Source organism: Stenotrophomonas sp. YJH_SMC_54, assembly GCF_059368435.1.
Map to the genome: position 1 here is coordinate 110009 of NZ_JCAFRS010000006.1, position 20607 is coordinate 130615.

Annotated in this window: 17 protein-coding genes; 13 read left to right on the forward strand and 4 right to left on the reverse strand. The window is 67.6% G+C overall.

Going from position 1 to position 20607, the window contains the following annotated elements:
* Positions 1 to 55 precede the first annotated feature (55 nt).
* The 5 genes from AC5P5S_RS09155 (at position 56) to AC5P5S_RS09175 (ending at position 6727) form a co-directional block, all read left to right on the forward strand.
* Positions 56 to 1333: an NAD(P)/FAD-dependent oxidoreductase gene (locus tag AC5P5S_RS09155; protein WP_049460103.1), complete on the forward strand. Its 1278-nt coding sequence runs from the start codon at positions 56 to 58 to the stop codon at positions 1331 to 1333.
* A 50-nt stretch (positions 1334 to 1383) separates the two neighbouring features.
* Complete coding sequence (locus AC5P5S_RS09160) at positions 1384 to 2988, forward strand: MASE1 domain-containing protein (protein WP_062607538.1); 1605 nt, start codon at positions 1384 to 1386, stop codon at positions 2986 to 2988.
* Between the two features lie 198 nt (positions 2989 to 3186).
* On the forward strand, positions 3187 to 4740 hold the full coding sequence (locus AC5P5S_RS09165; RefSeq protein ID WP_062607536.1) for an MASE1 domain-containing protein: 1554 nt from the start codon (positions 3187 to 3189) through the stop codon (positions 4738 to 4740).
* Between the two features lie 96 nt (positions 4741 to 4836).
* Positions 4837 to 6180, forward strand: coding sequence for a diguanylate cyclase (locus AC5P5S_RS09170; protein WP_005408813.1), 1344 nt, complete (start codon positions 4837 to 4839; stop codon positions 6178 to 6180).
* Between the two features lie 85 nt (positions 6181 to 6265).
* Positions 6266 to 6727 carry a bacteriohemerythrin gene (locus AC5P5S_RS09175; RefSeq protein ID WP_004151683.1) on the forward strand — a complete coding sequence of 154 codons (462 nt, stop codon included), beginning with the start codon at positions 6266 to 6268 and terminating at the stop codon, positions 6725 to 6727.
* On the opposite strand, the gene AC5P5S_RS09180 is transcribed toward AC5P5S_RS09175, so the two are convergent.
* Positions 6708 to 8000 (reverse strand): MFS transporter, encoded by a 1293-nt coding sequence (locus tag AC5P5S_RS09180; protein ID WP_176394327.1) that lies wholly within the window; start codon positions 7998 to 8000, stop codon positions 6708 to 6710. The genes AC5P5S_RS09175 and AC5P5S_RS09180 overlap by 20 nt on opposite strands.
* 154 nt (positions 8001 to 8154) lie before the next feature.
* Here AC5P5S_RS09180 and AC5P5S_RS09185 point away from each other — a divergent pair, with 154 nt between their 5' ends.
* Entirely contained in the window at positions 8155 to 8796 is a 642-nt protein-coding gene (locus tag AC5P5S_RS09185; protein ID WP_044569750.1) for a hypothetical protein, read from the forward strand.
* Between the two features lie 115 nt (positions 8797 to 8911).
* Here AC5P5S_RS09185 and AC5P5S_RS09190 read toward each other — a convergent pair whose 3' ends face one another.
* On the reverse strand, positions 8912 to 10408 hold the full coding sequence (locus tag AC5P5S_RS09190) for an aldehyde dehydrogenase (RefSeq protein WP_012479650.1): 1497 nt from the start codon (positions 10406 to 10408) through the stop codon (positions 8912 to 8914).
* Positions 10409 to 10511: 103 nt separating this feature from the next.
* Between AC5P5S_RS09190 and aptA the strand changes: the two genes are divergently transcribed.
* The 6 genes from aptA to AC5P5S_RS09220 all read left to right on the forward strand — a co-directional run bounded on the left by aptA (position 10512) and on the right by AC5P5S_RS09220 (position 16732).
* Positions 10512 to 11864, forward strand: a complete 1353-nt coding sequence (gene aptA, locus AC5P5S_RS09195; RefSeq protein WP_005412783.1) for an omega-aminotransferase AptA — start codon at positions 10512 to 10514, stop codon at positions 11862 to 11864.
* A gap of 63 nt (positions 11865 to 11927) precedes the next feature.
* Positions 11928 to 12806, forward strand: coding sequence for a hypothetical protein (locus tag AC5P5S_RS09200; protein WP_062607534.1), 879 nt, complete (start codon positions 11928 to 11930; stop codon positions 12804 to 12806).
* A 118-nt stretch (positions 12807 to 12924) separates the two neighbouring features.
* Positions 12925 to 14211 (forward strand): DUF445 domain-containing protein, encoded by a 1287-nt coding sequence (locus tag AC5P5S_RS09205; protein WP_024958724.1) that lies wholly within the window; start codon positions 12925 to 12927, stop codon positions 14209 to 14211.
* Positions 14212 to 14457: 246 nt separating this feature from the next.
* Complete coding sequence (locus AC5P5S_RS09210; RefSeq protein WP_005412781.1) at positions 14458 to 14772, forward strand: DUF3649 domain-containing protein; 315 nt, start codon at positions 14458 to 14460, stop codon at positions 14770 to 14772.
* Positions 14769 to 16406 carry a PepSY-associated TM helix domain-containing protein gene (locus tag AC5P5S_RS09215; RefSeq protein ID WP_060381011.1) on the forward strand — a complete coding sequence of 546 codons (1638 nt, stop codon included), beginning with the start codon at positions 14769 to 14771 and terminating at the stop codon, positions 16404 to 16406. Before AC5P5S_RS09210 ends, AC5P5S_RS09215 begins: the two co-directional genes overlap by 4 nt.
* Positions 16403 to 16732 (forward strand): DUF3325 domain-containing protein, encoded by a 330-nt coding sequence (locus tag AC5P5S_RS09220; protein WP_049396280.1) that lies wholly within the window; start codon positions 16403 to 16405, stop codon positions 16730 to 16732. Before AC5P5S_RS09215 ends, AC5P5S_RS09220 begins: the two co-directional genes overlap by 4 nt.
* Before the next feature lie 120 nt (positions 16733 to 16852).
* Here the strand turns inward: AC5P5S_RS09220 and rlmKL are convergent, their stop codons facing one another.
* Positions 16853 to 18991 (reverse strand): bifunctional 23S rRNA (guanine(2069)-N(7))-methyltransferase RlmK/23S rRNA (guanine(2445)-N(2))-methyltransferase RlmL, encoded by a 2139-nt coding sequence (rlmKL, locus tag AC5P5S_RS09225; RefSeq protein WP_049396278.1) that lies wholly within the window; start codon positions 18989 to 18991, stop codon positions 16853 to 16855.
* 145 nt (positions 18992 to 19136) lie between these two features.
* Positions 19137 to 19664, reverse strand: coding sequence for an alpha/beta hydrolase (locus tag AC5P5S_RS09230; protein ID WP_024958728.1), 528 nt, complete (start codon positions 19662 to 19664; stop codon positions 19137 to 19139).
* A gap of 72 nt (positions 19665 to 19736) precedes the next feature.
* Here AC5P5S_RS09230 and AC5P5S_RS09235 point away from each other — a divergent pair, with 72 nt between their 5' ends.
* Positions 19737 to 20303, forward strand: coding sequence for an N-acetylmuramoyl-L-alanine amidase (locus tag AC5P5S_RS09235; protein WP_012479642.1), 567 nt, complete (start codon positions 19737 to 19739; stop codon positions 20301 to 20303).
* The last annotated feature ends 304 nt before the right edge of the window (positions 20304 to 20607 follow it).

A 20607-nucleotide genomic window follows, 5' to 3' on the forward strand; every position in this document is an offset into this window, starting at 1 on the left:
ATGCTGATCGTCCTCCCCCGCTCTCCTCTCCCGCACTGCGCCCGCGAGGCCTGCGGTGAGTGCCGCGTTCCCGCCCAGCTGGTATGCCGCCAGCCTGCCCGAACCACCCGCGCTGCCCCCGCTGCAGGGCGAGGTTCAGGCCGATGTGGCAGTGCTTGGTGCGGGCTACACCGGCCTGACCGCGGCCCTGGAACTGGCCTCGCGTGGCCAGCGCGTGGTGGTACTGGAGGCGCAGCGGATCGGTTGGGGCGCGTCCGGCCGCAATGGTGGCCAGGCGCTGGTCGGCTACGGCTGCGAGGTGGACGAACTGGAGCGTCAGCTGGGTCGTGATGATGCACGCCACCTGTTCGACTGGTCGCGCGACGCGGTGCAGGCGATGCGCACGCGCATCGATCGCCACCGCATCGACTGCCATTGGGTTGAAGGCCACGCCAGCGTGGCCATCCGTGAACGCCACGAGCGTGACCTGCACGCCAACTGCGAGCACCTGCAACGCCACTACGACTACCCCATGCAGTGGTGGAGCCGTGACGCTCTGCGCGCGCAGCTGGACAGCCCGCGCTACCGCGCCGCGATGTTCGACCCGCTCAGCGCACACCTGCACCCGCTGGCGTATGCACGCGGTCTGGCCGATGCAGCGCGCGCGGCAGGTGTGGTCATCCACGAGGATTCGCCCGTCGTGCGCATCCAGCGCGGGCCACGGCCGAGCCTGCACACTGCCCAGGGCAGCGTGTGCGCCACGCATCTGGTGGTGGCCGGCAATGCCTGGCTGCAGGGCCTGCTGCCCGAGCTGGAACGGCGGATCATGCCGGTGGGCACCTATATCGGTGCCAGTGAGCCACTGGGCGCCGAACGTGCCCGCGCCCTGATCGGCAACAACATGGCCGTGGCCGACACCGCCTGGGCACTGGACTACTTCCGCCTCAGCCACGACCATCGCCTGCTGTTCGGCGGCCGCGCCAGCTACTCGGCACTGCCCCCGCCCGGCCTGCGCGGGGTGATGCAGCGACGCATGCACGACGTCTTCCCGCAGCTGGCCGACGTGGTGCTGGACCAGGTCTGGGGTGGCTACGTGGACATCACCCGCAACCGCGCCCCGCACTGGGGCCGGCTGGACGGCAACCTGTACTTCGCGCAGGGATTCTCCGGCCATGGGGTGGCCGCCGCCGGACTGGCCGGCGAGGTGATCGCCGCCGCCATCGCCGGCCAGAGCGAGCGTCTGGACGTGTTCCAGCGCCTGCGGCATGCGCCCTTCCCCGGCGGCCGGCTGCTGCGCACGCCCCTGCTGGTGGCGGCGATGTCGTGGTACAAGCTGCGGGATGCGTTGTGGTAGCGGGGCCCTTCCCAGCCACATAATCGGCGCAGGAGCTGGGGAGCACGTGGATGCAGTGGTGGAAGGACGGCCTGCTGGTGAGGATACGGGTCAGCCCCGAAGGGCTGGCGCTGGCGCTGCTCTATGCCCTCGCCTGCTGGGGTGCGCGCAAGCTGTCACTGGACCAGTTCTTCCTGCCTGCCGGCGTGCGGGTGGCCGCGCTGTTGCTGTGTCCGCCCCGTCTTTGGCCCTACCTGCTGATGGGTGAATACGCCTACTTCGCGCATCTGCGCATCCCCCTGATCAGCAAATACAACCTGACCTGGGTAATTCTGGCCTCGGTGTTCCTGATGCCTGCCGTGATGCTGATCGTGCGCCTGCACCGGAAACTGCTGGCACGCACCACGATCGTCGGCGTGATCTCCATTGCGGTATGCGCCGCGACGGTCATCAGTCTGCTCAACCTGGGAATCTCGTACCTGCTCTGGGAGCCGTTGCAGAACGCGTCATTCATCACCAACGTATTGCGCTATGCGCTGGGCGACTTCACCGGCATCCTGATCCTGGCACCCCTGGCATTGCTGTGGATCCGCCGCGCCGAGGAAAAATGGACAACCGGGTCTGTCGCGGCCACGGTCGCAGCACTCGGCGCCATGCTGGTCATTGGCCTGCAGGCGACGCCGGTACCGGCCTCGATCACGGCCCCCGGCTCGCTGCAGCTGCTGTTGATCCTGCCTATTCCCGCGATCGCCCTGACCTGCCTGCTGGGATGGCGCGGTGCGGCCATCGGTGTCGCCGCCGTTAACATGATTCTTGGCCTCAGCACCCCCGCCGACCATCCGACCGCATTCGACCCGGCTACCTTCGCTACCCAGCAGGCCATGGCCATCGCCAGCATCGCCCTGCTGTTGCTGGGTGCGCGCATCACCCACTTCCAGAACCAGCACCGGCTGCGCGAGGAAGATGGCAGAGCGGCCCTGCAGCTTGCGCGGAACTCACACCTGGCCAGCGAGATGGACCTGCGTGAGCGCGCGGCCCATCTGCGCCAGCTGGGCGATGGCATGGACCTGTCGCTGAACGAAATGGTGAACTGGCTGCATGCGCAGGGTCATCACGCCGTGGCCGACAGCCTGCGGCATACCTCGGAGGTGCATTCGCGCCTGTTCCGGGCCCAGGCCAGCATGATCTATCCCGCCGCCCTGGAACAGCTGGGCCTGTACGTGGCGTTGCAGGCTGGCGGGGTGCGCGAGGCATGGAATGCTACGCATCGCATCGGCCAGCCGAGGTTGAAGGGTGACCCCTGCGCACTCGGGGTCGGCCTGCAGCTTGCTGCCTATCGACTCGTGGTCGATGCGGTCTCGCTTCTATTGAAGTGCGAGTGTGGACAGATCTCGGTCAGTATCCGCTGCGGAAGCTCCACCCGGAAGCGTGGTGCCTTCATCTGCGTGGCTCTTCTGGACCGCCACGCATCACTGGGAAGCCGTGCAAAGGCGCTGGCAAACGAGCAGCTGCTGGGCCGAGTGCTCGCACACGCTGGCCACATGGACCTGAGTGGCAACAGGCTCAGGATGGTGTTGACCGAAGCACGGGACGCTCCCCGCCAGGCAGGCGCTGCTGAAGCCTTGAGGGAAAGCACACGCTCCATGGACGCTGGCGCCCCCCGGGCCGCGATCTGACTATCCCGGTGAAAGGAGCTGCAGATCATTGCGCGAAAGTGATCTTTGGTCGGCGCCGAACCCACCCCGTCAGGATCTGGCGCCGGCGTGCAATTGCGCCCCCCTGCTTCCATCGATACTGTCATCCAATGGCGCGTCATGGCGCGTTCAAGCAACCCGCACGGCCGCTGCCATGTCACGAGCAAGGGAGGCTCGGGTTTGGACCGATTCAAGAAGGCAGTTGAACTGAGCTTCCGTATCCGGCCAGCCGGCATCGCACTCGCGGCCGTCTATGCGCTGAGCTGCCTCGGCTCGCGTCAGTTTTCGCTGGATCAGTTCTTCCTGCCGGCGGGCATCCGCGCAGCGGCACTGCTGATCGTCCCGACCCGCCTGTGGCCCTACCTGCTGCTGGGCGAGTACGCGTACTTTGCAACGCTGCGCATCCCCATGATCGACACCTACGGCCTGGATTGGGTCATCCTGGCTTCGACGCTGCTGATGCCGATGGCGATGCTGGTGGTCTACCTGCATCGGATGAGAATACCGTCCGAAGCAGCCACCGGTCTGTGGCTGCTGTCGCTGTCGTTCTGCACAGCGTTGTTCGTGCCGGGTCTCAACCTGGGCATTTCATATGTCCTATGGTCCAACCCACCGCCCAGCAACCTGCTGGACGCGGTCGACCGGACGATCTTTGGCCACTTCGCCGCCATCATCACCCTGGTACCGTTGGCATTCCTCTGGTCGCGGCGGCAGGCCGACCCCGGTTGGACAGACCGTTTCGTCGCCCCTACCGCCTCGGCGATCCTGGTGATGCTGGTGCTGGGCCTGTGCATGCAATTGACACGCGCCGACGCCCACACGACGCGGACACACATGGTGCTGCTGGCCGCCCTTCCCGCCATCGCCCTGACCTTCATGCACGGGTGGCGCGGCGCAGCCATCGCGATTCCGTTGTTGAACCTCCCCCTGCACGGCGCAACGCCCAGCACTGGCCTGCCTTCCTCGTTCGACCTGGGCACGTTCGCCACCCAACAGAACATGGCGGTGATGAGTGTCGCACTGCTGGCACTCGGTTCCAGCATCAGCTATCACCATCAGCGCGCCCGGTCCCGCGGCCTGGCCGAGGCAACCACGCTGCGCCTGGCACGCGGCTCACTTCAGACCAGCGAGCGTGAGCTGCGTGAACGGGCCGTCCACCTGAAGCACCTGGGCGAGGGCATGGACAATTCGCTCAGCGAGATGGTCAGCTGGCTGAAGTCCCAAGGCCACCATGCGGTCGCAAACAGCCTGCAGCACGCGTCGTCGGTACATTCACGGCTGTTTCGCGAACAGGCCAGCCTGGTCTATCCCACCGGACTGGAGCAGGTCGGGCTCTACATCGCGCTGCAAGCCGGCGTTGCATGCGAAATCTGGAACAACACGCATCGCGTCATTCCACCCAGGCTGGCGGGCAATCCCTGCCTGCTGACCGTGGATCTGCAACTGGCCATCTATCGCTCGCTGATCGAGGCGGTTTCACTTCTGCTGGAACTGGAAACCGGGCAGGTCTGCGTGCGCGCCCGAAGCGGTCGGGCAGGCAAGCATCGCGGCATTGTTGCCGTGGTGAGCCTGCTCGACCGTGGTTGCCCGCTTTCCACGCGTACCACCCAACAGGCCGTCGAGCGCCTGGCCGGACGGATGCTTGCCTACGGCGGAACGGTCCACTGCCGCGGCAATCGGCTGCGGCTGGTCCTGCATGAACCGATCACCCACGCGTCGCCAGCGGCGGCCTGACGCGGAATCTGGCCCGGCGCGCAACGTTCGCCGCTAAAGTTACACCCGAAACCGCCGTTATCCGTGCCGAGCCCCTCCCTCGTGAGCCACCGCATCATGCCCGTCCTGCCGCAGGCCGCCGTCGATGGCGACCTGGCCGATCCGCTGCCGCAGCGGATCCTGCTGGTCGAAAACTCCCGCGCCTTCACCGGCATGCTGCGCGAGGCCATCGAGCAGCGCCTGGAACTGCCGGTGGTGATCGCCTCCACCCTGGCCGAGGCCGACCGCCTGCTGAGCGAAGGTGGCGGCTGGTTCCTGGTACTGACCGGGCTGGTCCTGGCCGATGGCGACCGCGACGCGGTGGTCGAGTTCTTCCTCAAGCGCGACCTGCCCACCGTGGTGGTCAGCGGCGTGTACGACGAGGACCTGCGCAAGCGCGTGCTGCAGCAGCAGATCATCGACTACGTGCTGAAGAACACTCCCGGCAGCATCGATTACCTGGTGTGGCTGGTGCAGCGGCTGGAGCGCAACCGGCGCATCGCCGCGCTGGTGGTGGACGACTCACCGTCCGCGCGCGGTTATGCCGCAGCCTTGCTGCGCATGTACGGCCATGAGGTGCACGAAGCGGCCGATGGCAACGAAGGCCTGGCCGCGATCGAGGCGCATCCGGCGATCCGCCTGGCCGTGGTCGACCAGGAAATGCCGGGCATGCAGGGCGTGGAGTTCACCCGCCGCCTGCGCACCCTGCGCTCGCGCGACAAGGTGGCGGTGATCGGCATCTCCGGCAATACCGATGCATCGTTGATTCCGCGCTTCCTGAAGAACGGCGCCAACGATTTCCTGCGCAAGCCGTTCTCGCGCGAGGAATTCTTCTGCCGGGTCTCGCAGAATGTGGACCAGCTGGAGCTGATCGGCACCCTGCAGGACCTGGCCACCCGCGATTTCCTCACCGGCCTGCCCAACCGCCGCTGCTTCCTGGAGCAGAGCCAGCGCCAGCTGCCGCAGCTGCAGCTGCACGGCCAGTGCGTGGCGGTAGCGATGATCGACATCGACCACTTCAAGCACATCAATGACACCCATGGCCACGAAGCCGGCGACGATGCGCTGCGCGCGGTGGCCGGCGCGGTGGCCACGCATGCACGCAGCCACGACCTGATCGCGCGCTTCGGCGGCGAGGAATTCTGCCTGCTGGTGCCGGACATGGAGCAGGACGAGGCGCTGCTGTACTTCGAGGAGCTGCGCCAGCGCATCGCCGCGCTGGAGGTGGACATCGGCACCGCCACGCTGCGCATGACGGTCAGCATCGGGCTGTGCTGCCTGCGCCCGCAGCGCGATGCACTGCACCGGCTGATCTCCGAAGCCGACCGCCAGCTGTACCTGGCCAAGGCCGGTGGCCGCAACCGGGTCAGCTGCACCACGGTCGCCAGCCCGCTGCGCCCACGCGAGCCGGCGCTGCCCTGACCGGTACGCTTTGATCCAGATCAACGCCGCCCGCGCAGGGCGGCTCTACAGTCGGCCCCGACATACGCATGAAGGGGAGCCGGGGATGGCACTACTGGTCTGGCAGGACGATCTGAACATCGGCATCGATGTGATCGACCAACAACACCGCCGCATCATCGAAATGCTCAACCACCTGCACGTGGCCCAGGCCAGCATGCAGCGTGCCGCAGTGGGTGAAGTGATCGACGAGGTGGTGGACTACACCATGTCGCACTTCGCGTTCGAGGAAGAGCTGATGGAGGAAGCGGGCTACCCGTTCTGTGCCGCGCATAAACGCGTGCATGAGGTCTTCATCAAGCGTGTCTCGGAGTACCGCATGCGCTTCCAGGCCGGCGAGGACATCAGTGACGAGCTGCGCACCATGCTCTCGCGCTGGCTGTTCAACCACATCCGCGGCGACGACCAGGCCTATGCCGAACAGGTCAAGGCGCACCTGAACCAGTTCGCCCGCGAACACCAGGGCGGCGGCTGGCTGGGTCGCACGCTCAAGCGCTTCTTTGGTTGAGCCGCAGCGCGCGCCGGTGCAGTGCCACCAGCGCGCACAGGGTCGCCACCGCAGTCAGGCACAGGTAGTAGCCGACCGCGACCAGGCCGAAGCGTTCGGCCAGCCAGGTGGCCAGGTACGGCGCCGGTGCCGCACCGAGGATGCCGGCCAGATTGAAGGACAGCGAGGCACCTGTGTAGCGCACCTCCACCGGGTAGATCTCGGCCAGGAAGGTACCGCAGGGGCCGTAGGTCAGCCCCATCAGGAACAGGCCCAGGCACAGGAAGGCGGTGACCAGCCACGGGCTGTGCGGCTGGAACAACGGTGCGAACAGTACGCCGAAGCCGACGATCAGTACGCTGGCAACAATCATCGTGCGCCGCGTGCCCCAACGGTCGCCATAGCGCGCCGACAGCGGGATGCCCAGCGCGAAGAACAGCATGCCGGCCATCTGCATCAGCAGGAACTGCTCGCGGCTGTAGCCCAGCACCGCGGTGCCATGGCCGAGACTGAACACCGTCATCAGGTAGAACAGCACGAAGGTGGCGAACGCACCCAGCGTGCCGAGCAGCATCGGTACCGGGTGGTCACGCAGTACCGTCCACATCGGCAACCGCACCGGCGCCTTGCGCTCCAGCGCCTTCTTGAAGTCCGGCGTCTCGTGGATGTTCAGGCGCACCCACAGGCCGAGGCCGACCAGCAGCGCGCTGGCCACGAACGGAATGCGCCAGCCCCACTGCAGGAAGTCGTTCTGGCTCAGGCAGCGGCCGAGCACGAGGAAGATGCCGGCCGACAGCAGGAAGCCGAGCGGTGCGCCCAGCTGCGGGAACATGCCGTACCAGGCGCGCTTGCCCGGCGGCGCATTCTCGGTGGCCAGCAGCACCGCCCCACCCCACTCGCCGCCCAGCCCCAGGCCCTGGCCGAAACGGCACAGCGCCAGCAGCGCCGGCGCCCACAGCCCGATCTGCGCATGGGTCGGCAGCAGGCCGATCAGCACCGTGGACAGGCCCATGGTCAGCAGCGCGGCGACCAGGGTGGCCTTGCGGCCGATGCGGTCGCCGAAATGGCCGAACACCGCCGAGCCGACCGGACGCGCGATGAACGCCACCGCGAAGGTCGCCAGTGACTGCAGCAGGGCCGCCTGCTCACTGCTGTCCGGAAAGAACAGGTGCGGGAACACCAGCACGGCGGCCGTGGCGTAGATATAGAAATCGAAGAATTCGATGGTGGTGCCGATCAGGCTGGCCAGCAGGACACGAAGGGGGGAATTCACGGGCGGCGCGGCAGCAGTGATCGTCGACATCGGCAACACGGGTAACGGCGGATCGCCCGATTCTGCCACGGGCCGATGGCCGCACGGGACGATGGTTTCAGCCGACACCGATGCCAACGGAATTTTTCCGGCCGCCGGCTAGGCTGCCACCGGTCCCTGCATGGATGCCTTGCCCATGGCTGCAGTTGCGTTGTCATGCTCCGATTCGCCGAAGCTGCCGCGCATGGCGGCATGGCTGGTGGTACTGCTGGTGCATGGCGGGCTCGCTCTGTGGCTGCTGGACAGCGGCCGGATCGAACTGCGTAGCGGTGAGGGCCCGCGGATCTCGCTGCATTGGCTGCCACCGGAACCGCCGGCGCCGGTACCTCAACAGCCCGCCTTGCCCTCCGCAAAGATGACGCGTCCGGCCGCATCGATGATGCCCCGCCCTGCCCCGGTTGCACAGGCAGAGAGCGCCCTGCCTGCCCCGGGGAACGTGGCTGCAGTGGCGCCACTGATCCTGAGCCTGCCTGCGGGCAGCATCGACGGTGGTGACGGCATCAGCGCAGCTGGCTTGGCGCCGCGCCTGATCGGTCGGCGCGAGGTCCATCCTGCGTTCGGGCCTCGCCGCAATTACTTCCGGATCCGTCGGCAGATGAGCCCCGAGCAGATCGTGCATGGCGTGGCGCAACTGCTGGGGCTTTGGCCGCCGGGATACATCGTCGACCCGTGCGAACTGGGCCGGCAGGACATGGATTACTTCCAGAATGCCGTCGAAGAAGCCGATCGCGACATGCTGCGTGCGGCAGTGCTGCAGGTGAGTGCCCGCTGCCGGTAGCTCGACGGCTGTCTGCCTTCTGTAGAGTCGAGCAAGGCTCGACTGCTCTTCGCGAGAAGCAGTCGAGCAGGGCTCGACGCTACAAAGAACGAACAGCGGTCAAGCAGCCACGTCGTTACAGCTGGATCCAGGTGGCCTTGATCTCGCTGTACTTGTCGAACGCATGCAGTGACTTGTCGCGCCCATTGCCGGACTGCTTGTAGCCACCGAACGGTGCGGTCATGTCGCCACCATCCCAGCCGTTCACCCACACGCTGCCGGCGCGCAGCTGGCGTGCGACGCGATGGGCGCGGCCGAGGTCGCGTGTCCACAGGCCCGCCGCCAACCCATAGCGGCTGTCATTGGCCACGCGCACTGCCTCCGCTTCATCCTCGAAACCAAGCACCGCCAGCACCGGGCCGAACACCTCCTCGCGTGCCAACGCGTGGTCCGGACGCACCTGGTCGAACACCGTGGGCTGCACATAGCAGCCGCCGGCCTCCACCTCGGCCCGATGGCCGCCGAGCAGCAGGCGGGCGCCCTCGCCTTCGGCCCGTGCGATATCGGCCAGCACCTTGTCCACGTGCGCGGCATCGACCAACGCGCCCATCGGTGCATCGGCCTCCAGTGGATGCTGCGGCTGCATATGCTGGCCGTAGGCAATCACCTGGTGCACGAAGTCCTCACGGATCGAGCGCTGCACCAGCAGCCGCGAGCCGGCGGTGCAGACTTCGCCCTGGTTGAAGAAGATGCCCTGCGCCACGGCCTTGGCTGCTACGTCCAGGTCCGGTGCGTCGGCGAACACCAGGTGCGGGCTTTTGCCACCGCATTCCAGCCAGACCCGCTTGAGGTTGGACCGTCCCGCATGCTCCAGCAGCTTCGCGCCGGTGGCGGTGGAACCGGTGAAGGCCAGCACGTCCACATCCATGTGCAGCGCCAACGGTTCACCGACGCGCGTACCGTGGCCTGGCAATACGTTCAGCACGCCGTCCGGCAGGCCCGCCTCAGCGGCCAGCGCGGCCAATCGCAACGCACTCAAGGGCGACCGCTCGGAAGGCTTGAGCACCACCGAATTGCCCATGGCCAGCGCAGGCGCGATCTTCCAGCAGGCCATCAGCAACGGAAAGTTCCATGGCACGATCGCTGCGACCACGCCGGCTGGCTCGCGCGTGACCAGGCCCAGCTCGTGTGGGCCAGTCGGTGCGACTTCGCCGTACAGCTTGTCCACCGCTTCGGCGGTCCAGCGCAGGCAGCGCACCACGCCGGGCAGGTCGATACGGCGTGCGTCGCGCACCGGCTTGCCCATGTCCAGGGTTTCCAGCAGGGCCAACTCATCAGCGTGCTTTTCCACCAATGCCGCCAAGGCCAGTAACACCCGCTTGCGATGGGCCGGGCTGGCCTCTGACCAGTGGCCCGCATCGAAGGCACGCCGCGCCGACCGAACTGCGCGCTCTACGTCCTCTGCATCGCAGTCGGCGACCACCCCCAGCACGCGCCCATCAATCGGGCTGATGCAGTCGAAGCGCGCGCCGCTGGCAGCGTCGGTGTAGCGACCATCAATGAAGGCCTGTGCGGGCATCGAAAGCTGCTGGGCCAGCACCTGCCAGTGGCTGCGGTCGGGAAAGTCGGCCATGTCGGGCTCCTCGGAACAGTTTCCCCGGTTATACCGGCGCGGCCGCGACTCCGCCGTGACGTGGCTGCGCTACATTTCCCCCATCGGACCCGATGGAGCTGGCATGAAGCGTTCCGCGAGCGACCTGCACGATCTGGCTACCCAACGCCCGGAGTCATTGGAGGCGTACTGGATGCCGTTCACCGCCAACCGCCAGTTCAAGGCCGCGCCGCGTGTGCTGGTGCGTGCCGAGGGCATGCACTACGAGGATGTCGACGGCCGCCAGATCCTCGATGGCACCGCCGGCCTCTGGTGCTGCAACGCGGGCCATGCCCGCCCACGCATCGTCGAGGCCATCGTCGAGCAGGCACGCACGCTCGACTACTCGCCGGCCTTCCAGATGGGCTCACCGCCGGCCTTCGCGCTGGCGCAGCGACTGGCCGCATTGGCGCCGACGCCACTGAACCATGTGTTCTTCACCAGCTCCGGCTCGGAGGCGGTGGATACCGCGATGAAGATCGTGCTGGCCTACCACCGCCAGCGTGGCGAGGGCCAGCGCACGCGTTTCATCAGCCGCGAGAAGGCCTACCACGGCGTGGGCTTCGGCGGCATGGCGCTGGGCGGCTTGCCCAACAACCGCAGGGCGTTCGGCCTGCAGCTGGGCGGCGTGGACTACCTGCGCCACACCCTGGACCTGCAGCGCAATGCGTTCAGCAAAGGCCTGCCGCGCCAGGGCGCCGAGCTGGCCGATGACCTGGAACGACTGATCGCACTGCATGATGCCTCAACCATCGCGGCGGTCTTCGTCGAACCCATTGCCGGTTCCGCCGGGGTGATTCTGCCGGCGCCGGGCTACCTGCAGCGCCTGCGCGAGCTGTGCGACCACCACGGCATCCTGCTGGTGTTCGATGAGGTCATCACCGGTTTCGGCAGGGTCGGCATGCCATTCGCCGCACAGCGCTTCGGGGTCACCCCCGACCTGCTGACCTTCGCCAAGGCGGTCAGCAACGGCGCAGTGCCACTGGGCGGCGTGCTGGCCAGCGACGCCGTGCATGCAACCCTGATGCAGGCACCGCCACAGGCCATCGAGCTGTTCCATGGCTATACCTATTCGGGGCATCCGCTGGCCTGCGCGGCCGCACTGGCCACGCTGGAGGTCTACGCCGAGGAGCGCCTTTTCGAGCGCGCCATCGAGCTGGGCGAGTACTGGCAGGAACGGCTGCATGCGCTGCAGGGCCTCCCCAACGTGATCGACATCCGCAACTTCGGTCTGGTCGGCGCGGTCGAGCTGGCGCCTCGCCGCGATGCGCCGGGCAGCCGGGGCTACGAGGTCTATCGGCGCTGCTTCCACGACGGCGGGCTGCTGGTGCGCTGTACCGGTGACATCATCGCGCTGTCGCCCCCGCTGATCGTGGACAAGGCGCAGATCGACCAGATCACCGGCACGCTGGGCGAGATGATCCGGGCCACTGCCTGAGCCCTGGCCGGCGGCGGCGAGCGGGTACAATGGGCGGTTCCGCTCCTGCTCGCTGCCGTGCCCATGGATATCGTCGTCAAAGAAGAACTCAAGGCCTATATCGACCCGCTGACTGCGGACGAACATGACGCGCTGGAGCGCAGCATCCTGGCCGAGGGCTGTCGTGACGCGCTGGTCCTGTGGGGCAACGTACTGGTCGACGGCCACAACCGCTTCGGCATCTGCCAGAAGCATGGCCTGCCCTTCAACACCGTACAGAACACCCGCTTCCAGAGCATGGAAGACGTGCACCTGTGGATGATCGAGCAGCACCTGGGCCGTCGCAGCGTGTCCGACTTCCAGCGCGGCGTGCTGGCGCTGCGCAAGCGCGACATCCTGGCCGCCCGCAAGCAGATCGAGCAGGCGCAGCTGCAGCGCGAGAGCGATGGCACTGCCGACGCCACCGATGAGGCCGGTGAAGACAGCCCGCCGTGGGAGCCGGCGCCGAAGATCAGCCGCGCCGAGCTGGCCCGCGAAGCCAAGCTGAGCACCAGCCAGGTTGGCATGATCGAGCGCATCCACGCCCAGGCCGCGGCCGAGGTGGTGGAAGCGGTCAAGGCCGGCGTGATCTCGATCAGCGCCGCCGCCGCCGTGGCTGACCTGCCGGAAGAAGAGCAGCGCGCCGCCGCCGCCGGTGGCAAGGACGAGCTGAAGCAGGCCGCCAAGCGCGTGCGCGAGTCCAAGCGCAAGCCGCGTGCGCCGAAGCCGGAAGCAGCCGAGATGGATTTCGAGGAGGCAGATGAGGACGAGATCGCCAGCCGCGATGCCGAGGTGCTGTCGGCGCTGGAGCAGCTGGGCGAGGACGCACCAGCGCTGCGCCGTCGGGTGGTCGCGCTGACCCGCGAGAACGACACCCTGCGCGCGCAACTGGCCGCGCTGCGCAAGCAACTGGAAGCGCTCTGAACCAAGGGGTAGTGCCGGCCGCTGGCCGGCAACGCCATGAACGTATCGGGTGCGTTGAGGTTGCCGGCCAGCGGCCGGCACTACCAGATGCTCATGCCGTGCCGGTTAGACTTCCGGCATGACGTCTGCCAACGACCCGCGCCGCGCTCAGCTGCGGCGCCTGAAAGCCCTCGCGCTGGGCCTGCTGCTGTTGATGCTGGCCGGTTTCGCGGTCAGCCACTGGCAGGGCGAGCGCGGCATCTGGGCCTGGGTTTCGGCGTTCTGCGAGGCCGCAGCCGTGGGCGCACTGGCCGATTGGTTCGCCGTGGTCGCGCTGTTCCGGCGGCCGATGGGCCTGCCGATCCCGCACACCGCGATCATCCCGCGCAGCAAGGAACGCATCGGCGACAGCCTTGCGCTGTTCGTGCGCGACCAGTTCCTGGAGCCGGGCGTGCTGCTGGCCAAGCTGCAGGTGTTCGATCCGGCCAGCCGCCTCGGCAGCTGGCTGGCCGACCCGGCACGCTCGCGCATGCTGGCCGACATGGCCCGCGGCTGGGCGCTGCAGGCACTGGATTTCTTCGACGAAACCGCCGTGCGCCGGCAGCTGCACGGCTTCGTTGTGCAGCAGTTGCGGCAGTGGAATGCCGCTGCCACTGCCGGTGAACTGCTGGCCCTGCTGACCGCCGATGGTCGCCACCAGCGCGTGCTGGACGAAGGCCTGCAGCGGCTGGGCCGCTGGCTCGAGCAGCCCGAGGTGAAAGAACGCGCCTCGCAGCTGATCGTGCGTTACATCCAGCGCGAATGGCCGACGCTGTCGAGCACGGTGAACTGGGTCAAGCCGATTGACGAGATCGGCGACAGCCTGGCCGAGCGCTTGGCCCGCGCGGTACTGGAAGAGCTGCAGCAGGTACTGGCCGAGCCGCAGCATCCGCTGCGCCAGGACTACGAGAGCTGGCTGCAGAATTACGTGCAGCGCCTGCGCGAGGACCCGGCCCTGGCCGAGCGCATCGAACAGCTCAAGCAGGAAATGATCGACCATCCGGCCCTGCAGGACTACGTGCAGGGGTTGTGGGCGCGCATCCACGCCAGCCTGCGCGCGGACCTGCAGCGCGAGGACTCGGCGCTGGTCGGCCACCTGCAGCGCAGCCTGGGTTCGCTCGGTGCCAGCCTGCAGGCCGACCCGGCGCTGCGCGAGGCCCTCAACCAGCACCTGCTGGAAGGCGCGCAACGCCTGACCGGCCGCCTGCGCGAAGGCGTGACCACGCATATCGCGCAGACCGTGAAGGGCTGGGACGAGCGCCATCTGGTGGAACAGCTGGAACTGAGCGTGGGCCGCGACCTGCAGTTCATCCGCTTCAACGGCACCCTGGTGGGTGGCCTGATCGGCCTGCTGCTGCATGCGGCGACAGTGGTGTTCAGGTTCTAGGCCTCAACGCGCCCCTCGGGTCATCACGCTTGATTCATAAAATGCGAATGCCTATCATTTACTGATCGGTTGTACGCTTAGCCAATCGGGTGCGGAAGACGCACCCATCGCCCGTGTACATCCCCGACCTCTGAACTGCCCGTCTGCGCGGGCCGTGCTTTGTCGATGGGACACGCTGGGCAACATGCGCAGGGCGCAAGGGGGCCGCGGACGCGTTCCATCCCCTCTCCTACCTGCAGGAATGCCGTGGACCGCTCGCCCGCAACCGCCAGCCCCCGCACCTTCTTTTCCAACCCGCGCTGGGGCGTGCTGTCACGCTCGTTGGCCGCGATCTTCGGCGGTTACGCACTGGCCTCGATGACCAGCGTGTTCTGCGCCGTGGCCCTGCCCGGCGCACGTGGCCAGACCGTGCTGACCGGCATGCTGCTGGCCATCCTGGTCGCCGCCTGTGCGGCACTGTGGGCATTCGCCACCCGCAGCGCGCTGCGCGCCTGGGTCGGCATCCTCGCGCCCGCGCTGCTGATGGCCGCCATTGCGCGCCTGATGGGGGCCTGGGCATGAAGAACGGATTCCGCCAGTCGATGGCCTGGCTGCACACCTGGACCGGGCTGCTGGTTGGCTGGTTGCTGCTGCTGATCTTCATGGCTGGCACGGCCAGCTACTACCGCGAGGAAATCAGCCGCTGGATGCGGCCGGAACTGCCGTCCAGCAACGTCAGCATCGACGTCGCCGCACAGCGCGCGGTGGACTACCTGCAGGCCAACGCCGCGCAGGCCGAAAACTGGTTCGTCACACTGCCGCAGCCGCGCAACCCGGCCATGCAGATGTTCTGGCGGTTGCCGCCGGAACTGGCCGATCCCAGCCGTGGCCGCCGCGGTGGCTTCGGCGACGCCACGCTGGACCCCAACACCGGCCAGGCATTGAAGGCGCGCGAGACCCGCGGCGGCGACTTCTTCTACCGCCTGCACTTCGACCTGCACTACATCCCGGTGCTGTGGGCACGCTATCTGGTCGGCTTCTGCGCGATGTTCATGCTGGTGGCGATCATCACCGGCATCATCACCCACAAGAAAATCTTCAAGGACTTCTTCACCTTCCGCAAGGACAAGGGCCTGCGTTCCTGGCTTGATTTCCACAACGTCAGCGCGGTGATGGCCCTGCCCTACCACGCGATGATCACCTACACCGGCATTGTGACGTTGATGATCATGTACCTGCCGTGGGGGGTGAAGGTGGCCTACCCGCAGGACGAGGACGCGTTCTTCTTCGAGGCCTTCGGCGGCCTCCCGGAAGTGACCGCGCCCGCCGAGGGCCACGCCACGCCGTTGCCGATCGCACAACTGCTGGACAGCGCGCGCGCGCATTGGCACGGCGTGGAGGTGGCCGGCTTCACCGTGTCCAATCCGGGCGCGGCCAATGCGGTGATCGACATCCGCCAGCGCGACGGCAAGCGCCTGTCCATCGACACCCCGGCCGTGCGTTACGACATGGTCAGCGGTGCTCTGCTTGAGGAAACGCCGCCTTCCGGCGGTGCCACCGCCACTCGCGGCGTGCTGTACGGCCTGCACCTGGCGCGTTTTGCCGACTGGGGCCTGCGTGCACTGTTCTTCCTGTCCGGCCTGGTCGGCTGCCTGATGGTGGCCAGCGGCGTGGTGCTGTGGGCGGTGAAGGAACGGCCCAGGCACGCCAAGAGTGGCCGCACCGGCTTCGGCCTGCGCCTGGTCGATGCGCTGAACATCGGCACCGTGGCCGGCCTGCCGATCGCCTTCGCCGCCTACTTCTGGGGCAACCGCCTGCTGCCGCTGGACATCGCCGAGCGCTCGAGTGCGGAGGCCAACGTGTTCTTCTACGCCTGGGCCGGCGCGCTGCTGGCCGCCTTCATCTGGCCGAAGCGGATGATGTGGGCGTGGCAGCTCTACCTGGGCGCGGCCGCGTTCGCACTGGTACCGGTGGTCAATGCGCTGACCACGCATGCGCACCTGGGCAACACCCTGCGCAACGGCGACTGGATATTGGCTGGCTTCGATCTGTCGATGATCGCGTTCGGCGCGATGCTGGCGCTGTGCGGTTGGCGCATGCAGCGCTGGACGCCACCGCTGAGTGCGGCCGAGAAGAAGAAGCGTGCGGCCGCTGCGGCTGCGCCGAAGGCATCGGTGAACACTGCAGACGCGGCCGAAGCGGAGGCCAGCGCATGATGCTGCTGGCGCTGACCCTGTCGTTCTCTGCGTTTACTGCGCTGTCGCTGGCGATGGAAAAGCACCAGCACGATCTGCACGGCAAGGCTGCAGCCCCCCCGGCACGGCGCACGCAGTGGCGGGTACTGGGCTGGGTACTGCTGGCGGTAGCGTTCGCACTGTGCGTGGCCGACCACGGCTGGGCGATGGGCCCGGTGCTGTGGCTGGGCACGATGACACTGGGCGGTCTGGCGCTGTCATTCGGGTTGTATCCGTACCAGCCGAAGTGGATCGTGCCACTGGCGATCGCGCTGCCGGTGTTGGGGCTGGTGGTGGCGTTGCTGTAACCGGGCCACCGGGGTCGGATCCCTTTCGCGAAGCGCAAGGGCTCTGACCCCTGGTACGTAGATCCAGATGGGGTCAGAGCCCCTGCGCTTCGCGCAGGGGATCCGACCCCGGGCGTCGTGTTACCCCAACCGCTTCAGCTCCCACGCGCGATGGATGCGCGCGTTGCGTTCGAAGTCCGGCCCGATGGTGCGCGCGGTGATCTCGCGGCACTGGGCAAATTCGGCAATGGCGTTTTCTTCCAGCTTGAAGCGGCGGAAGTTGTTCGAGAAGTACAGCACGCCCCCCGGGGCCAGCCGCGCCACCGCCGCACGCAGCAGCTTCAGCTGTTCGCGCTGCACGTCGAAGTCATCGGCGCGTGCGGAGTTGGAGAAGGTCGGCGGGTCACAGAAGATCACGTCGTACTGGCCACGGTCGCCTTCCAGCCAGGCCATCGCATCGGCCTGCACCAGAAGGTGCTGGTTGCCGCCCTGCCCGTTCAACGCCAGGTTGTCGTAGCACCACTGCAGGTAAGTGGCCGACAGGTCGACGCTGGTGGTGCTGGCGGCACCAGCCACGGCGGCCTGCACGCTGGCCACGCCGGTGTAGCAGAACAGGTTGAGGAAACGCTTGCCACGCACCTGCTCGGCCATCATCCGGCGCAGCGGGCGATGGTCGAGGAACAGGCCGGTATCAAGATAGTCGAACAGGTTCACCTGCAGCAGTGCATTGTTCTCGCGCACTACGATGAATTCATCTCGCTGCTCGAAGCGGCCGTACTTGCTGCCGCCCTTGCCGCGCTCGCGCGACTTCATCGAGACCTGCTCCGGCGGCACGCCGAATACTTCGCGCGCGGCGGCCAGCAGTTCGTTGCGGCGGCGGCGCACGTCGTTCTCGGGAATCGCGGCCGGTGCGGCGTATTCCTGCACGTGCAGGAAGGTACGGCGCTTGCCACCGTCTTCCTCGTAGACGTCGATGGCGGCCGCGTATTCCGGCAGGTCGGCGTCATAGGCACGGAAGCAGGTGATGTGCTCGCGGGCGCGCCAGCTCTTGAACTTCTTCAGGTTCTTGCGCAGGCGATTGGCCACCATCTGCGCACCTTCGCTCAGCTCGCGCGGTTGTGCCGGATCACGGCCCGGCACGGCAATCGGATCGCAGACGATCAGCGCGCATTCCAGCGCACCGTTGAACATCTGGTACTTCTTGCTGGCGCGCAGGCCGGTGGCGAAGGCCAGCTCGTCGTTGCCGCACAGCAGGCTGGCACGCCACTGCGGCACCGCCTTCTGCAGGGCGGTGCCCAGTGCGCGGTACAGCGCCGGATCGGCGGCCAGGCGCTCGTCGTACGGCGGGTTGCAGACCACCGCACCGATCTCCTGCTCCGGCGCGGCCAGGTCGGCCACATCGGCACGGGTGAAGCGGATCGCATGAGCGACGCCCGCGACCTCGGCATTCTCGCGTGCCGCCTGGATCGCGGTCGGATCGATGTCGCTGCCGTGGATGACCGGCTTCAGCGCGGCCAGGCCAGCGGCCTCGCGATCGCGTGCTTCGCTCTGGAGGGTCTTCCAGGCCGCTTTGTCGAAGCCCAGCCAACGGCTCGGCGGCAGGCTGCCGTGGCGCATCAGGCCCGGGGCGACGTCGGCGGCCATCAGCGCGCCTTCGATCAGCAGCGTGCCGCTGCCGCACATCGGGTCCAGCAGGCCGCCACCGGCGGCGTGCAGGCGCGGCCACTGCGCGCGCAGCAGCAGCGCGGCGGCCAGGTTCTCCTTCAGCGGCGCCTCGTGAGCAGCACCGCGCCAGCCACGGCGGTGCAGCGGGCCACCGCCGAGGTCGATCGACAACGAAGCGCGGCCCTTGCGCAGCGACAGGTTGACGCGCACATCGGGCAGATCGGTGTTGACCGAGGGACGCTCCAGGCCTTCATCGCGCATGCGATCGACGATGGCGTCCTTGATCCGCTGCGCGGCGAAGCGGGCATGGGTGATCTTGTCGCCGGACACGTGTGCGTCCACCGCCAGGGTCATCTCCGGCTTGATGTGCTCATGCCACGGCAGCGCACGCACGCCGTCGTACAGAGCCTGCTCGTCCGGGCAGTCGAACTCGTCGATCGGCCACAGCACGCGGCTGGCCAGGCGCGACCACATCACGATCCGCAGCGCCTGCTCCAGTTCGCCCTCGGCGTTGACGCCAGCAATGGTGGCAGTGGCCTTGCCAAGGCCTAGGGCCGACAGTTCATCGGCGAGCAGGTATTCCAGGCCCTTGGCGCAGGAGACGAAGAATTTCACGGGGTCGGTTCGCAGGTGGTCGGGCGCGGCACAGGGGCCGGGCCGGTCGGAAAGGAGGGCCGTAGTCACGGCCGGCAGGCCCGCGCCAGGGGCGGCGGGCCTGCCATTGTAGTCAATGCGGGCGGGCGCGCCGTGCGCCCGGGCTTCACAGTTGCCGCAACAGGCGCTCGAAGGCCTGCGCGGAGGCCTCCACGTGGCGTTCCAGGCGGTGGCCGTCGTCGACCAGCAGCAGCTGCGCCGAACGCGCCTGCGCCCAGGCGATGACCCCGGCGGCCGGGACCACATCGTCATGCCAGGCCTGCACCACGGTGGTCGGCACGGCGGCGGCATCCAGCGCCGGCATTGGGCCCATGGTGGTCGGCGGCACCATCAGGAACAGGCCGGCCACCGGCACCTGCAACGAGGCGATGGCGGAGATGTAGGCGCCCAGGCTGGAGCCGGCCAGCACCACCGGCCCCTGCCGGGCAGCGATGGCGGCGCGCTCGACCAGGCGGCGCAGGCGGGTCGGCACGTCGCCCACCCGGCTGACCTCGCTCATCGCGTCCAGGTCGGTGTAGTCGGGGCGCTCGTGGGTCCAGCCCAGGCGCTGTGCCACCTCGGCCAGCGCGGTGACCTTGGTCGCTTCCGGGCCGCTCTCGAAGCCGTGGGACAGGATGCAGTGGCCGCGGCTCATGCGTGCGCTCCGTGGGCGCGGGCCAACCAGGAAAGAGAAGGCAGGTTCATGCCGCAATGCTAGCATCGCCGGATGCCCAACCCGCTCCTGCCCGGCCTGCAGCTGCAGCCCCTGCCCTACGAAGACCGCCTGCCACTGCGCGACCCGGCCACGCTGGAGATGGTGGTGATCCACTGCACCGAGTTGCCCGACCTGGCGATGGCCCGCGAGTACGGCGAGCGTGTGCTGTACGACAGTGGTGCCGGCAACAGCGGGCATTTCTACATCGACCGCGATGGCAGCGTGGTGCAGTACGTGGCACCGGAACGGGTGGCCCACCACGTTCGCGGCATGAACGCGCATACGCTGGGTATCGAACTGGTCAATACCGGGCGCTACCCGCACTGGTTCGACAGCCGTCACCAGGCGATGGACGAGGCCTACACCGAGGCGCAGCTGGAAGCGCTGGAGCGGCTGCTGCTGGCGCTGGTGGCACGCTATCCGTCGCTGCAGCGGATTGCCGGGCATGACCAGCTGGATCGGGAGCAGGTGCCGGCCAGCGATGATCCGACGCTGATGGTGGCGCGCAAGCGTGATCCGGGGCCGTTGTTCCCGTGGGCGCGGGTGCTGGCGAAGGTGCCACTGCAGCCGGTTGGGTAAGCGGCAGGGCTGCGCCCTGCACCCGCAGAAGCAACGTCAACGTCAACGTCAACGTCAACGTCAAGAGCTGGCATTCCGGGGGATGGCGGAGTGGGTCCGGTTGCGGGGGACGCCGTAAACCCGTCCATGGGGGCTTGGCCGCGGCATCCATGCCGCGGACACCCCCGCAACCGGCCCCACCCCGCCTTCGACAGATTTCTGCCGCTGTTGGTGGGTGCCGACCTTAGTCGGCACGGAGTCGGATCCCGTTGCCACGCAACGGGCTCTGACCCCGATTTACGCTCGATGCGGTCAGAGCCGTTGT